At 69.4% G+C, this 14255-nt stretch carries 8 protein-coding genes; 1 reads left to right on the top strand and 7 read right to left on the bottom strand.

The window, feature by feature from the left end; genetic code table 11:
- Positions 1-25: 25 nt before the first annotated feature.
- From DIE11_RS25420 to DIE11_RS25405, 4 genes are all read right to left on the bottom strand, one after another.
- The gene (locus DIE11_RS25420) at positions 26-1456 is read right to left on the bottom strand and encodes an FAD-binding oxidoreductase (RefSeq protein ID WP_124627927.1); all 1431 of its coding nucleotides are present in this window, start codon (positions 1454-1456) and stop codon (positions 26-28) included.
- 12 nt (positions 1457-1468) lie between these two features.
- A complete protein-coding gene (locus DIE11_RS25415; RefSeq protein ID WP_124627925.1) occupies positions 1469-2257 on the bottom strand; it encodes an ABC transporter substrate-binding protein in 789 nt (262 codons plus the stop codon).
- 115 nt (positions 2258-2372) lie between these two features.
- Positions 2373-3527 (bottom strand): pyridoxal phosphate-dependent aminotransferase, encoded by a 1155-nt coding sequence (locus DIE11_RS25410; RefSeq protein WP_124627923.1) that lies wholly within the window; start codon positions 3525-3527, stop codon positions 2373-2375.
- A gap of 267 nt (positions 3528-3794) precedes the next feature.
- Positions 3795-4463 carry a TetR/AcrR family transcriptional regulator gene (locus DIE11_RS25405; RefSeq protein ID WP_124627921.1) on the bottom strand — a complete coding sequence of 223 codons (669 nt, stop codon included), beginning with the start codon at positions 4461-4463 and terminating at the stop codon, positions 3795-3797.
- Between the two features lie 73 nt (positions 4464-4536).
- On the opposite strand from DIE11_RS25405, the gene DIE11_RS25400 reads away from it, so the two are divergent.
- Entirely contained in the window at positions 4537-6189 is a 1653-nt protein-coding gene (locus DIE11_RS25400) for an acyl-CoA dehydrogenase family protein (RefSeq protein WP_124627919.1), read from the top strand.
- Positions 6190-6308: 119 nt separating this feature from the next.
- Here the strand turns inward: DIE11_RS25400 and DIE11_RS25395 are convergent, their stop codons facing one another.
- The 3 genes from DIE11_RS25395 to DIE11_RS25385 all read right to left on the bottom strand — a co-directional run bounded on the left by DIE11_RS25395 (position 6309) and on the right by DIE11_RS25385 (position 14103).
- The gene (locus DIE11_RS25395) at positions 6309-7448 is read right to left on the bottom strand and encodes a branched-chain amino acid ABC transporter substrate-binding protein (protein WP_124627917.1); all 1140 of its coding nucleotides are present in this window, start codon (positions 7446-7448) and stop codon (positions 6309-6311) included.
- Positions 7449-7532: 84 nt separating this feature from the next.
- Positions 7533-11465 (bottom strand): trifunctional transcriptional regulator/proline dehydrogenase/L-glutamate gamma-semialdehyde dehydrogenase, encoded by a 3933-nt coding sequence (putA, locus tag DIE11_RS25390; protein WP_059602057.1) that lies wholly within the window; start codon positions 11463-11465, stop codon positions 7533-7535.
- Positions 11466-11841: 376 nt separating this feature from the next.
- A complete protein-coding gene (locus DIE11_RS25385; protein ID WP_124627915.1) occupies positions 11842-14103 on the bottom strand; it encodes a primosomal protein N' in 2262 nt (753 codons plus the stop codon).
- Positions 14104-14255: the final 152 nt, after the last annotated feature.

The following is a 14255-nucleotide window of genomic DNA, read 5'->3' as shown; positions in this document are numbered from 1 at the left end:
CGCGCCCGCCATCGGCGCGTGCCGATCAAAGCACCTTGCCGGGATTGAGCACGCCGGCGGGATCGAGCGCGGCCTTCAGGCGCCGCATCAAGCCGATTTCCGCTTCGCTGCGCGTGTGCGCGAGATAGGCCCGCTTGAGCATGCCGATGCCGTGCTCCGCCGACACCGACCCGCCCATGTCTCGAACGACCGCGTACACGCAGCGATCGATCGCATCGGCGTCCGCGTCGCGCATGCCGGTGAGCGATACGCCGATATGCACGTTGCCGTCGCCGACGTGGCCGAAGAACAGGCAAACGATGCCGGGCCAGACCGCACGCAACGCCGCCTCGCAGCGCGAGGCGAACAGGCCGAGCTCCCCCGTCGGCAGGCTCACGTCGAAGTTCACCAGATGCGGCAGCGCATCGATCGCGAGGCCTTCGCGCAACGTCCACAGGTCGCGCGCCTGCCGCTCGGATGTCGCGAGCGCCGCATCGTCGACGAGCCCCGCGTCGATCGCATCCGCCAGGCCGGTTTCCAGCGCCTGGCGCGCATCGCCGCCCGGCGCGCTCGTCGCGCACTCGATCAGCACCGCGAAGCCGCCGTCGCCCGCGAACGGCGCGACGACGCCGGGCGTGTGGCCCGCGACGTAGTCGTAGAAGGCCGGCCACATCGCTTCGAAACTGACGATCTCGGGCAGTGCGCGCAGGCGGTTCCACAACCCGACGACGGCGTCGTAGCCATGCACGCGGCAGAGCGCGGTGGCCGGCGCGGCGAGCTTCGGATGCAGCCGCAGCACGGCGCGCGTGATGATGCCGAGCGTGCCTTCGCTGCCGATGAACAGCTGCTTCAGATCGTAGCCCGCGTTGTTCTTCAGCATCCGGTTCATCGACGACACGATGGTGCCGTCGGCGAGCACGGCCTCGAGCCCGAGCACCTGCTCGCGCATCATTCCGTAGCGAATCGCGCGCGTGCCGCCCGCGTTGGTCGCGAGCATGCCGCCGATCTGGCACGAACCGCGTGCGCCGAGATCGACGCCGAACGTGAAGCCCGCCGCGTCCGCGGCCTCCTGCACCGTCTGCAGCGGCGTCCCGGCGCGCACCGTCATCGTGCCCGCCGCCGCGTCGATTGCCTCGACACCCGCGAAACGCTCCATCGACAGCACGATCTCGCCGCCCAGCGCGACCGCGCCGCGGGCGAGCCCGGTGAGACCGCCCTGCGGCACGACCGGCTGCCCGAGCCGCGTGCACAGCGCGAGCGTGCGCGACACGTCGCCGACGCTGCGCGGCCGCACCAGCGCGCGCGGCCGCACACCGGCCGGCTCGTTGTACGCGGTGAAGTAGCGCGGATCGATCTCGGCCGCCCGCGTGACCAGCGAGTCGCCCAGGCCGGCGACGAGCGCCGCCTCGAGCGCGTCGTCCGCCTGCACCGTCGCACCGTGGCCGCCAGTCTCTCCGCCCGTATCCAGGCTCTGCATCGTATGCGTCCGTTATTTGGTGGAGATGTCGATATCGCCGAAGTATTTCTGGCCGAGCGACTTCACCGTGCCGTCCGCCTTCAGCTTGTCGATCGCGGAATCGAGTTTCGCTTTCAGCGCGTCGTCGCCCTTGCGCAGGCCGAACGCGATCCCGCTGCCGAGAATCCGGTCGTCGCGCACCGGCTGGCCGACGAACGCGAAACCGTTGCCGTCCGGGCGCGACAGGAAACCGCGCTGACCGGCCGGCGCGAGCACCAGCGTCGCGTCGAGACGGCCCGCCACGAGATCCGCATACACCTGGTTCTGATCCTGGTACGCGACGATCGACACGCCGGCCGGCTCCCAGTGCGCCTTCGCGTAGGTTTCCTGGATCGATGCCTGCAACACGCCGACGCGCTTGCCCTTCAGCGATTCCGGCGTCGGCAGCAGGCCGCTGCCGGTGCGCGCGATCAGCTGCGTCGGCACGCGGTAGATGATCGTCGTGAAGTCGATCGCCTGGCGCCGCTGCTCGGTCGCGTTCATCGCCGAATTGATCGCGTCGAACTTGCGGCCCTTCAGCGCGGGAATCAGCCCGTCGAACGACGTCTCGACCCACTTGCACGACAGCTTCGCGGTCTGGCAGACGGCGTTGCCGACGTCGATGTCGAAGCCCTGCAGGTCGCCGTTCGGCGCCTTCGACTCGAACGGCGGGTATTGCGCCTCGAGGCCGAAACGCAGCGTTTGCCCGTCGGCGAGCGCCGCGCCGGAACCGAGCGCGCACGCGAGTGCGAACGCGAGCTTGAGTGTGTGTGCATGCTTCATCGTGATCTCCTGGCTTGTCGGCCGGCGCCGTGCGTTCGCACGTGCTCCGGTTCCGTCGGTGGCTTTCCGTGCGACGTACACGTCGCCTGCTTGGGGTGCGGGCCGCGCCCGCGATTTACAGCGACCGCAACCGCCGCGCGCCTTCGATCAGCGTCGCGTCGTCTTTCGAGAAACTGAGCCGGATCACGCCCGCGTCGGTGCCGTCGGTATAGAACGCCGACAGCGGAATCGTCGCGACGCGCGCATCGCGGATCAGGCGCAGCACGAAGTCGCTGTCGCGTTCGTCCGAGAAGTGCCGGAACCGCGCGAGCATGAAGAACGAGCCTTCGCTCGGCAGCAGCTCGAAGCGCGAACCGGCCAGCTCGCGCGCGAGCAGGTCGCGCTTGGCCTGGTAGAACGCCGACAGGCCGAGATAGCTTTCCGGCCGCGCGAGGATCTCCGCGAACGCGACCTGCATCGGCGTATCGGCCGAGAACACCATGAATTGGTGCACCTTGCGGATCTCGTCCATCAGTTCGGCCGGCGCGATGCAATGGCCGACCCGCCAGCCCGTCACGTGGAACGACTTGCCGAACGACGACACGATCACGCTGCGTTCGGCGAGCTCACGGTGACGCGCGACGCTCTGATGTTGCGCGCCGTCGAACACCACGTGCTCGTAGACCTCGTCCGACAGGACCACGATGTCGGTATTGCGCGTGAGCTGCGCGAGCCGTTCGAGATCGTCGGCGGAGAACACCGTCGCGGTCGGGTTGTGCGGCGTGTTGACGATGATCATTCGCGTGCGCGGCGTGATCGCCGCGGCCACTTCGTCCCAGTTCACGCGGAAATGCTCGGGCGACAGCTTGATCGCGACCGGCGTCGCGCCCTGCAACCGCACGATCGGCGCATAGCTGTCGAACGACGGCTCGAAATAGATCACTTCGTCGCCCGGATGCACGAGCGCGCTGATCGCCGCGTAGAGCCCTTCGCTCGCGCTCGCGATCACCGTGATCTCGGTGCCCGGGTCGTAGCGCGTGCCGTACAGCGCCTCCGTCTTCTCCGCGAGGCGTTCGCGCAGCGACACGACGCCGGCCATCGGCGCGTACTGGTTGTGGCCGTCGCGCATCGCGCGCGCGACGCCCTCGACGAGCGCCGGATCGGGCGCGAAATTCGGCGCGCCCTGCGACAGGTTCAGCGCATCGTGCTGCGCGGCGAGCTGGCCGATCACCGTGAAGATCGTCGTCCCGACGTCCGGCAGTTTCGATCGGGGCGTGGTGGCGCTTCGCATGACTCCTCCTTCAATTGTCCTTCGCGCCGGCCCGCGCGACGCACGCGGCCCGGTTCGTGACGCATGATTTAGCCCGAGCCAATAAGGGCGGACAATCGAAAGTTCGTCATGGCGGCCATGCATTTTTCTCATGACCGGCCATGCGCAAGGCTCAATGCCAAGACCATGTGCCCGGCAACGCATGCGCATCAGGCATCTCCTCCCAGTGCCTGCCCACACTCGCGACGGGCTTGCGCTGGCCGCCCGGACGCACGGCCACGCCGCGCATCACGCACCCGCGGCCGCCAGATAGGCGCCGAGGACGGCCTGCAACTCGCCGCGCAACGCGGCGAAGTCCAGCGCGGGCCCGAGCGTGAGCAGCGCCTGCGACACGCCGCCGTAGCAGACCGCATGCGCCATTCGCGCGACCCCGTCGAGCCTCGCGGCCGGCGGCGGATCGCTGCACTGCGCAAGCGCGTCGCGCCACAGCGCGACATACGCGTCGTAATGGCGGCGGTATGCGGACAGCGGCGACACCTGCCGCTCCAGCGCGAAGAACGCACTCCACGGCGCGGCGTCGGCGGCGATCGCATCGACCTGCAGGTCGACGAGCACGGCCGCGAGCTCGGCACGCGGCACGCCGCGCAGCCCGTGCGCCGCTTCGCGCAGCCGGTCGGCCAGCGCCAGCACGCGCCGATGGATGCACAGCGCGGCGAGGCTCTGCTTGTCGCCGAAGTATTCGTAGAAGGTGCCGACGCTCACGCCCGCGACGGCCGCGATCTCGCGGATCGTCGCCTTCGCGTAGCCGCGCTCGAGCAAAAGCTGAACGAAGGCCTGCTGGAGTGCCTCGGACGTGGCCTGCGCGCGCGACTGGCGCGGCCGGCGGCGCAACGCGGGCGCGGGTTGCGCCGCCGGCTGGCCGGGCGGCGCCGGAACCTGAACATGTCGCGGCGGCATATTTGCTACTCTGAAATTCAGCGGAAACGCGTTTGACCGGCAGACCGCGAAGCACGAGACCGGAGACAGCCCGATGACCGAATCGACCCATGCCATCACGAACCAGTTCGACGAACTGGTCGACTATAACCTCTTCGCCACCGACGTCGCGCTGCGCGAGGCACTCGCCCGCGCGGGCGCCGGCTGGGCCGTGCCGCAGCTCGACGCGTACGGCGCGCGGCTCGGCAGCGCCGACACCGCGCGGCTCGCCGACGAAGCAAACCGCCACCCGCCGGAACTGAACGCGTTCGACCGGCGCGGCCGGCGCATCGACTGCGTCGACTTCCATCCGGCGTGGCACACGCTGCTCGGCATGTACCGCAACGAGGGCTTCGTGTCGCTCGCGTTCCGCGATACGCGCCCGGGCCGCTGGGCCGCGACCGCGGCCGGCTTCTACCTGCACGGCCAGATCGAGGCCGGCACGCTGTGCCCGGCGACGATGACGCAGGCCGCGATTCCGGTGCTGCAGAAGGAACCCGCGCTGTGGGACCTGCTGCGCGACAAGCTGTACAGCGACGACTACGATCCGCGCGACGTGCCGGTCGCCGACAAGCGCTCGATCTGGTTCGGCATGGGCATGACCGAGAAACAGGGCGGCTCCGACGTGCGCGCGAACACGACGCTGGCGAGCGCCGTCGGCGCGGGCGGACGCGGCGGCGAATACCGGCTGCGCGGCCACAAGTGGTTCTTCTCCGCGCCGATGTGCGACGCGCACCTGGTCGTCGCGCGCACCGCGGCCGGCGGCCCGTCGTGCTTCTACGTGCCGCGCTGGCGGCCCGACGGGACGAAGAACGCGGTCGAGATCCAGCGGCTGAAGAACAAGGTCGGCAACCGCAGCAACTCGAGCAGCGAGATCGAGTTGAACGATGCGTGGGGCATCATGCTCGGCGACGAAGGCCGCGGCATTCCGACCATCATCGAGATGGCCACGTACACGCGGCTGAACTGCGTGCTCGGCAGCGCGGCGATGCTGCGCCAGGGCGTCGTGCAGGCGATCGCGTACACGCGCCAGCGTCATGCGTTCGGCCGCGCGCTCGCCGAGCAGCCGCTGATGCGCACCGTGCTCGCCGATCTCGCGCTCGAAAGCGAAGCCGCGCTCGCGCTCGCGATGCGTCTCGCCGACGCGTTCGAGCGCGACGACTCGCCGCGCGAACGCGCGTGGAAGCGGATCGTCACGCCCGCCGCGAAATTCTGGGTCTGCAAGCGCGCGGTCGAGCTGACCGGCGAGGTGATGGAAGTGTTCGGCGGCAACGGCTACGTCGACGACGGCCCGATCGCGCGGCTGTTCCGCGAAGCGCCGGTCAACTCGATCTGGGAAGGCTCCGGCAACGTGATGTGCCTCGACGTGCTGCGCGCGGTGTCGCGCGAACCCGACGCGGCCGCGGCGCTCTTCGCCGAACTGACCGACCTCTGCGCGGGCGAGCCCCGCATCCGCGCGGCGCTCGATGCGCTGCGCGCGAGGCTCGCGGCACCGGCCGATACGCTCGAGGCGTCGGCCCGCGTGTTTGCGCAGCGGCTCGCGCTCGTCGCGCAGGCCTGCCTGCTGCGGCGCGACGCGCCCGCGGCCGTCGCCGACGCGTTCATCGCGACGCGGCTTGCCGCGCCCGACTGGGGCCGCATCGCGGGCGGCTTCGATCCGCACGCGCTCGACGTCGCCGCGCTGCTGCAGCGCGCATACGCGGCCTGACGGGCGCCGAACCGACCGCCGACGGCAAAGAAAAAGCCACCGGGCCCGACGGCCCGGTGGCTTCTTCACATGATGCCCGGCACGGCGCCCTTCGACGCCGCCGGCGACTCACGCCATGCTTACTTGCCGCCGATGCTCTTCAGCGGCTTCCACTCGCCCTTCTCGACCTTGTACATCGTGATGCCGCCGTTCTTCAGGTCACCCTTCGCGTCGTACGCGACGTGCGACGACGTGACGCCGGCCATGTCGGTCTTCGCGAGCACCGGCAGGTACTTCGCCGGATCGGTCGAGTCGGCCTTCTTCATCGCGTTGAGCATCGCCATCGCGCCGTCGTACGCGTACGGCGAGTACGTCTGCACGTCTTCGCCGAAGCGCTTCTTGTACTTGTCGGCGTAGCCCTTGCCGCCCGGCATTTCCTCGAGCGGGAGGCCTGCCAGCGATGCGATCGTGCCGTCGGCCGCGTTGCCCGCGATCTTCAGGAACGTCGGCGTCTTCACCATTTCGCCGCTCATCAGCGGTGCGGCGATGCCGAGCGTCTTCATCTGCTTGACCATCGGCGCTGCCTGCGAATCCGCGCCGCCGTAGTAGACGAGGTCCGGCTTCGCCGCCTTCAGCTTCGTCAGGATCGCCTTGAAGTCGACGGCCTTGTCGTTCGTGAATTCACGGTCGACGATCGTCGCGCCGCCGGCCTTCGCGGCCTTCTCGAACTGGTCGGCGAGACCCTGGCCGTAGGCCGTGCGGTCGTCGACGATCGCGATCTTCTTCATGCCGAGATCCTTCGCCGCGAAGGTGCCCGCCACCGAGCCCTGCTGCGTGTCGGACGTCATCATGCGGAAGGTCGTCTTGTAACCCTGCTGCGTGTATTCCGGCGCCGTCGCCATCGCGATTTCCGGAATGCCGGCGTTTGCGTAGATGCGCGATGCGGGAATCGTCGTGCCCGAGTTGAAGTGGCCGAGCATGCCCTTGATGCCGTCGTCGACGAGCTTCTGCGCAACCGTCGTGCCGGTGCGCGGGTCAGCCTGGTCGTCCTGCGTCTCGAGCACGAACTTCACCGCCTTGCCGCCGATCTTCGGGTTCGTCGCGTTGAAGTCTTCCAGCGCGAGCGCGATCCCGTTCTGCATATCCTTGCCGTAGTGCGCCTGGGCGCCCGTCATCGGCCCTGCGTAACCGATCTTCACGTCGTCCGCATGGGCCGTCCCCGCAAGCGACATGACGGCGACGAACGTCGCGCCTGCCAGCTTTTTCATCGTGTGTTGCATAGCATCTCCTTGGTACCAGGGTAAATGGAGCGGCTTCGGGATCGCCTTGCCGCTTCCTTTGTTTGATCCGAACGGCAAGGATGGTCAGCCGATCGTCATCAAATTCGCATTGCCGCCCGCCGCGGCCGTGTTCACGCTCACCGAGCGCTCGGTGAGCAGGCGCTCGAGCGCGTAGTCTTCCGCGTCGCCGTTCTCGAACGCGCCCGCCGACACGCCCTGCACCGACACGATCGGGCCCGGTCGCTGCGCGACGTCCTTCACGAGCGTCTGCAGTTCGTCGCTGTCGCCTTCGAACAGCACCGCATCGAACGGCGCGTCGGCCTGCTTGCGCACGGCCGCATGCCCCTTCAGCGCCGCCGGCAGCGCAGCGACCAGCGCCTCGCCCGCCGCGCCGGCGAACAGCGCGCGGTTGCCCGTCGCCAGCACCGCCGCGAACTGCGCGCGCGCGCCGCCCGGCGTGGCCGCGACACACAGCACCGTGCCGCGCGGGCCGAGTGTATACGTGTTTCGCTCGCCCGTCGGCCCGGTCAGCACCGCGGTCGCACCGGCCGGCACCTGCGCCAGATAGCCGTCGCAGCGTGCGGCCAGCGCCGGCTCGCGCTGCTCGATCAGCCAGTCGCGCAGCGTCGTGAGCGCCGCCGCCGGGTTGCCGCGTGCGTCGCCTTCGACCGCGCCGTCCGCGATCAGCATCTGCGCGAGCGAGCGCGGCAGGCCCGACGGACGCGTCGCGAGCAGGCGCTGCAGGTACAGCGCGCCGCCGGCCTTCGGGCCCGTGCCCGACAGCCCTTCGCCGCCGAACGGCTGCACGCCGACCACCGCGCCGATCACGTTGCGGTTCACGTAGATGTTGCCGACGTGCGCGTTCGAGATCACGTGCGCGATCGTCTCGTCGATCCGCGTGTGGATGCCGAGCGTCAGGCCGTAACCCGTCGCGCGGATCTGCTCGAGCAGCTTGTCGAGCTGGCTGCGGCGATAGCGCACGACGTGCAGCACCGGGCCGAACACTTCACGCTTCAGCTCGTCGATGCTGCCGATCTCGATCAGCGTCGGCGGCACGAACGTGCCGTGTGCGCAGGCTTCCGGCGACGACAGCTGCGTGACCGCGTGGCCCTTCTCCTTCATCGCCGCGACGTGCGTGTCGATCGTCTGCTTCGCTTCGGCGTCGATCACCGGGCCGACGTCGGTCGACAGCCGGTCCGGGTTGCCGAGCGCCAGCTCGTGCATCGCGCCCTTGAGCATCGTCAACGTGCGGTCCGCGACGTCGTCCTGCAGACACAGAACGCGCAGCGCCGAACACCGTTGACCGGCCGAGTCGAACGACGACTGCATCACGTCCGCGACGACCTGCTCCGCGAGCGCCGACGAGTCGACGATCATCGCGTTCTGGCCGCCCGTTTCCGCGATCAGCGGAATCGGCTTGCCGTCCGGGTCGAGGCGCGCGGCGAGCGTCTTGTTGATCAGGCGCGCGACTTCGGTCGAGCCGGTGAACATCACCGCGCGCGTGCGCGGATCGGCGACCAGCGCCGCGCCGACGGTCTCGCCCGTGCCCGGCAGCAGCTGCACCGCGCCAGCCGGCACGCCGGCCTCGCGCAGCAGGCGTACGGCCTGGGCGGCGATCAGCGGCGTCTGTTCGGCCGGCTTCGCGAGCACCGTGTTGCCGGCCGCGAGCGCGGCCGCCACCTGGCCCATGAAGATCGCGAGCGGGAAGTTCCACGGGCTGATACAGACCACGGGGCCGAGCGGGCGGTGCGTGTCGTTCGAGAATTCGTCGCGGATCTGCGCCGCGTAGTAGCGCAGGAAGTCGACGGCTTCGCGAATTTCGGCGATCGCGTTCGGCAGCGACTTGCCGGCTTCGCGCACGATCAGGCCCATCAGCGTGTGCATCTGCGCTTCGAGCAGGTCGGCCGCGCGCACCAGGCAGTCGGCGCGTGCATCGACGGGCGTCGCCTGCCAGATCGGCGCGGCGGCCACCGCGTGCGCGAGCGCCGCGCTCACGTGTTCGGCCGTCGCTTCGCTGACGGTGCCGACCAGGTCGCGCTGGTCGGCCGGGTTGCGCACGTCGCGCGCCGGGGCGTCGGCGAGCGCGTCGTCGGCGAGCATCGGCGCCGCGCGCCACGGATGGTGCGCGCTCGCGAGCAGCGCGGACGACAGCGACGCGAGACGATGTTCGTTCGACAGGTCGAGGCCCATCGAGTTGGGACGCTCGTCGCCGTAGAGGTTGCGCGGCAGCGGGATCTTCGCGTGCGGCGCGCCGAGCGGCACGACCTTCGATGCCTCGTCGACCGGATCGGCGACCAGTTCCTTCACCGACACCGTCTTGTCGGCGATGCGGTTCACGAAGGACGTGTTCGCGCCGTTCTCCAGCAGGCGGCGCACGAGGTACGCGAGCAGCGTTTCATGCGTGCCGACCGGCGCATACACGCGGCACGGACGGTTCAGCTTGTCGCGGCCCGTGACTTCCTCGTACAGCGGTTCGCCCATCCCGTGCAGGCACTGGAATTCGTACTGGCCGGGGTAGTAGTTCTGGCCGGCCAGGTGATAGATCGCGGCCAGCGTGTACGCGTTGTGCGTCGCGAATTGCGGGTAGACGGCGTCGGGTGCCGCGAGCAGCTTCTTCGCGCACGCGAGGTACGACACGTCCGTATAGATCTTGCGCGTGTAGACCGGATAGCCTTCGAGGCCGTCGACCTGCGCACGCTTGATTTCGGTATCCCAGTACGCGCCCTTGACGAGGCGGATCATCAGGCGGTGACGGCTGCGGCGCGCGAGGTCGATCAGGTAGTCGATCACGAACGGGCAACGCTTCTGGTAGCCCTGCACGACGAAGCCGATGCCGTTCCAGCCGGCCAGCTCCGGATCGAAGCAGAGCGCTTCGAGCAAGTCGAGCGAGATTTCGAGGCGATCCGCTTCTTCCGCGTCGATGTTCAGGCCGATGTCGTAGCGGCGCGCGAGCAGCGCGAGCGCACGCACGCGCGGCAGCAGCTCGCTCATCGTGCGGTCCTGCTGCGAGCGCGAGTAGCGCGCGTGCAGCGCCGACAGCTTGATCGAGATGCCCGGGCCTTCGTAGATGCCGCGGCCGCCGGCGGCCTTGCCGATCGCGTGGATCGCCTGCTCGTACGACGCGTAGTAGCGCTGCGCGTCCTCTTCGGTCGTCGCCGCTTCGCCGAGCATGTCGTACGAGTAGCGGAAGCCGCGCGCTTCGTACTTGCGGCTGTTCGCGAGCGCTTCGGAAATCGTCTCGCCGGTAACGAACTGCTCGCCCATCAGACGCATCGCCATGTCGACGCCCTTGCGGATCAGCGGCTCGCCGCCGCGGCCGATCAGGCGCGTGAGCGCCGACGACAGGCCCGCTTCGCTATTGGTCGTCACGAGCTTGCCGGTGATCATCAGGCCCCAGGTCGCCGCGTTCACGAACAGCGACGGCGCGTGGCCGACGTGCGAGCGCCAGTCGCCCTTGCTGATCTTGTCGCGGATCAGCGCATCGCGCGTCGCGCGATCGGGAATGCGCAGCAGCGCTTCGGCCAGACACATCAGCGCGACGCCTTCCTGGCTCGACAGCGAGAACTCGTGGATCAGCCCCTCGACGCCGCCGCCCGAGCTCTTCTCGCGCAGCGCCTCGACGAGCTGCGTCGCGAGCGTCTGCACGTCGGCCTGCAGGTTCGCGGGCAGGCGCGCCTGGCCCAGCAGGAACGGCACGCATTCCGGCTCGGGGCGGCGATACGCGGCCGTGATCGCCGCGCGCAGCACCGATTGCGGCTGCACGTTCTGCGCGAACTCGAGGAACGGATGCGGCGAGTTGTCGTCGTCGCCGTCCGTCGCCTGGCCGTCGGCGAGCTCCGTCACGCCGCTGTTGCCCGACAGTTCAGGCGGCAGCTGGCCGTGTTCGATCCGCTCGAGATACGCGAAGATCGCCTGCTTGATCAGCCAGTGGGGAGTGCGCTCGAGACGCGCTGCCGCGTCTTTCAGGCGCGAGCGGAGAAGGTCGTCGACTTTGACGCCGAGAGTCGTGCTTGCCATGGTGGGTTCGTGCGCCGGTGCGAGCCCGGCGATGTGGTGTGAGAGGATGCGCGAAATCCTACGGCACGCAATAAAAAGGTGCAACCGAATTGATGGATAGGTTGCACCTTCAAGTTACTCAATATAATCAGCCACTTATGAAGTTGCAACCTAGGGGTTGCCCGTGGTCGGCGGATCGGTGTTTTCCCTGATCGGGGCGAGTTGGCGCGCGTGGGCAACCCTCGGCGTGCACCACCGAGGGGAAAAGCGGGTTGCACTGTGCGAGGTGGCAGGGAATTCAGGCGGGTGTGGGACTGGCCGGCAGGCGGATCACGCAGGTCGCCGGTTCCGGCCGGCTCGGTATCGGCGAGCGGTGTGGCGGCCGCGCGCGCAGCGCTCAGATATCCAGCGGATCGACCTCGACGCTCCACCGCAGCACGCCCTTCAGCGCACACAGCTCCGGCTGCCATGCGCGCAGCGCATGCTGCAGTGCCGCCCGCGACGCGCTTTCGAGCAATAACTGCGCGCGGTGGACGTTCGCGACCTTGACGATCGTCATCGGCACCGCGTCGTAGACGGTCACGCGATCGGCGCCCGGCAGCCCCGGCAACGCGGCCGCGGCCTGCAGCAGGAACGCGAGCGCCGCATCGAGCGTGCGTCCTTCGGCGCGCAGCAGCGCCTGGTAGACGAACGGCGGCAGGTGCGCGTCGCGGCGCTCGCCGAGCGTCGAATTCGCGAAGCCGACGTAATCCTGCCGGCCGAGCGCGTGATACAGCGCGTGACGCAGGTAACGCGTCTGCACGAGCACCTCGCCCGGCAGTCCGGCGCGCCCCGCGCGGCCGCTCACCTGCATCAGCTGCGCGAACAGCCGCTCGCTCGCGCGGAAGTCGTGCGAGAACAGCGCGGTGTCGGCATTGAGCACGCCGACGAGCGACACGCGCTGGAAGTCGTGCCCCTTCGCGATCATCTGCGTGCCGACCAGGATGTCGACTTCACCGGCGTGCACGTCCGAGAACAGCGCCTGCGCACTGCCCTTGCGTCGCGTGCTGTCCGCGTCGATCCGCAATATCCGTGCGCCCGGCACGGCCTCGGCGAGCGCCTCCTCGATGCGCTGCGTGCCGCGCCCGAGCGGCGCGATATCGACGTTCCCGCATTCCGGGCACGACCGCGGAATGCGCGCTTCCCAGCCGCAGTGATGGCAGCGCAGTGCATGCTCGGGCTTGTGCAGCACGACGTAGGCGCTGCAGCGCGGGCAACCGGCGACCCAGCCGCACGCGTCGCACGCGAGCTGCGGCGCGTAGCCGCGCCGGTTCAGGAACACGAGGCTCTGCTCGCCGCGCTCGAGCCGCGCCTTCAACGCCGCGACGAGCGGCCCCGACAGCCCGCCCATCGACGCGCGCCCGCGCCGCCGCTCCTCTTCGAGATCGATCAGCCGCACGGTCGGCAGCGTCGCGTCGGCTACCGCGCGGCGCGACAGCGTGAGCCGCGTGTAGCGGCCCTGATCGGCCTGCCACCAGCTCTCGAGCGAAGGCGTCGCCGAGCCGAGCACGACCGGAATGCCGAGATGCTTCGCGCGCCACACGGCAAGATCGCGCGCCGAATAGCGCAGCCCTTCCTGCTGCTTGTACGCGGGCTCGTGCTCCTCGTCGACGACGATCAGTGCGAGCGTCGGCAGCGAAGCAAGCACCGCGAGCCGCGTGCCGAGCACGATCCGCGCGCGGCCCGTGTGCGCGGCGAGCCAGTTGCGCGCACGCTCGCCCTCGGCGAGCCCGCTATGCAGCGTGACGATCGCGTCGTCGGCGAGCGTGCCCGCGAAGCGTGCGCGGAACGCGGCCTCGAACTGCGGCGTCAGGTTGATTTCGGGCACGAGCACGAGCGCCTGCGCATCGGGCCGTGCATCGAGCAGCGCGGCGAGCGCATGCAGATAGACCTCGGTCTTGCCGCTTCCGGTCACGCCATGCAGCAGGAACGGCGCGAAGCCCTGCGCGGCGCGGATCGCATCGAGCGCCTCCGCCTGCTGGTCGGTGAGCGCCGGCGGCACAGTTCGTCCACTGGTTGTCGACAGGTTATCCACAGCTTTGGGCACAGGCGCGTCGGCCCAGCCGATTTCCTCGATGGCGACCCAGCCGCGCGCCGCCCAGTCGTCGAGCGTGGCGGCGGCCTTCGGATGCAACGCACGCGCATCGGGCAACGTCATCGAATCGGTGTCGGCGAGCGCCTGCGCGAGCCGCCGCAGCGCGGCCCCGCGCGCCGGCAGTGCGTCGGGCAGCGCCGCGCGGCCGGCTTCGGTCAGCCGGTAGCGCACCTCGGGCGCCAGCAGCCGGCCCCAGCGCTCCGCGTCGCGCAGCGCCTGCGGCAACGCCGGCAGCGCGACTTCGCCGCGACCGCGCTGGTAATAGTCGGCCGCGAACGACACGAGCGCGAGCCAATCCGGCGCGAGCGGCGGCAGCTCGGTACAGATCGCGTCGATCGCCCGCAACCGGGACGGCGGCACGTCGGTGTGAGTCGTCACTTCGCAGACGAGGCCGACAACCTGCCGCTTGCCGAACGGCACCTGCACCAGGGTGCCGGGCTCAGGCGCCGGCTGGACGTCGCAGCGGTAGTCGAACAGGGTGGCGAGCGGATGGTCGAGGGCGACCCTGAGGTAGGTGCCGCCCATCACCGCGCTCCGGCGACAGCACGGGGCGCACCGGCGAATTGCACCCGGGTCCGCGCCACGGTGGCGAACTTAAAGTAAAACTTCAGATTCGGCGCTAAGTTTTGGATTCGCATTAGGAATCGCCGTATACCCTGACCAGCCTGTGGATAACT

Origin of the sequence: Burkholderia sp. Bp9012 (genome assembly GCF_003853825.1) — a bacterium.
Lineage (GTDB): Bacteria > Pseudomonadota > Gammaproteobacteria > Burkholderiales > Burkholderiaceae > Burkholderia > Burkholderia diffusa.
This window is presented reverse-complemented; position numbering and strand designations above follow the sequence as displayed.

Bases quoted from the DNA above. Each gene is read 5' to 3' on its own strand.
- DIE11_RS25420 (WP_124627927.1), bottom strand. From the start codon at position 1,456: ATGCAGAGCCTGGATACGGGCGGAGAGACTGGCGGCCACGGTGCGACG.
- DIE11_RS25415 (WP_124627925.1), bottom strand. From the start codon at position 2,257: ATGAAGCATGCACACACACTCAAGCTCGCGTTCGCACTCGCGTGCGCG.
- DIE11_RS25410 (WP_124627923.1), bottom strand. From the start codon at position 3,527: ATGCGAAGCGCCACCACGCCCCGATCGAAACTGCCGGACGTCGGGACG.
- DIE11_RS25405 (WP_124627921.1), bottom strand. From the start codon at position 4,463: ATGCCGCCGCGACATGTTCAGGTTCCGGCGCCGCCCGGCCAGCCGGCG.
- DIE11_RS25400 (WP_124627919.1), top strand. From the start codon at position 4,537: ATGACCGAATCGACCCATGCCATCACGAACCAGTTCGACGAACTGGTC.
- DIE11_RS25395 (WP_124627917.1), bottom strand. From the start codon at position 7,448: ATGCAACACACGATGAAAAAGCTGGCAGGCGCGACGTTCGTCGCCGTC.
- putA (WP_059602057.1), bottom strand. From the start codon at position 11,465: ATGGCAAGCACGACTCTCGGCGTCAAAGTCGACGACCTTCTCCGCTCG.
- DIE11_RS25385 (WP_124627915.1), bottom strand. From the start codon at position 14,103: ATGGGCGGCACCTACCTCAGGGTCGCCCTCGACCATCCGCTCGCCACC.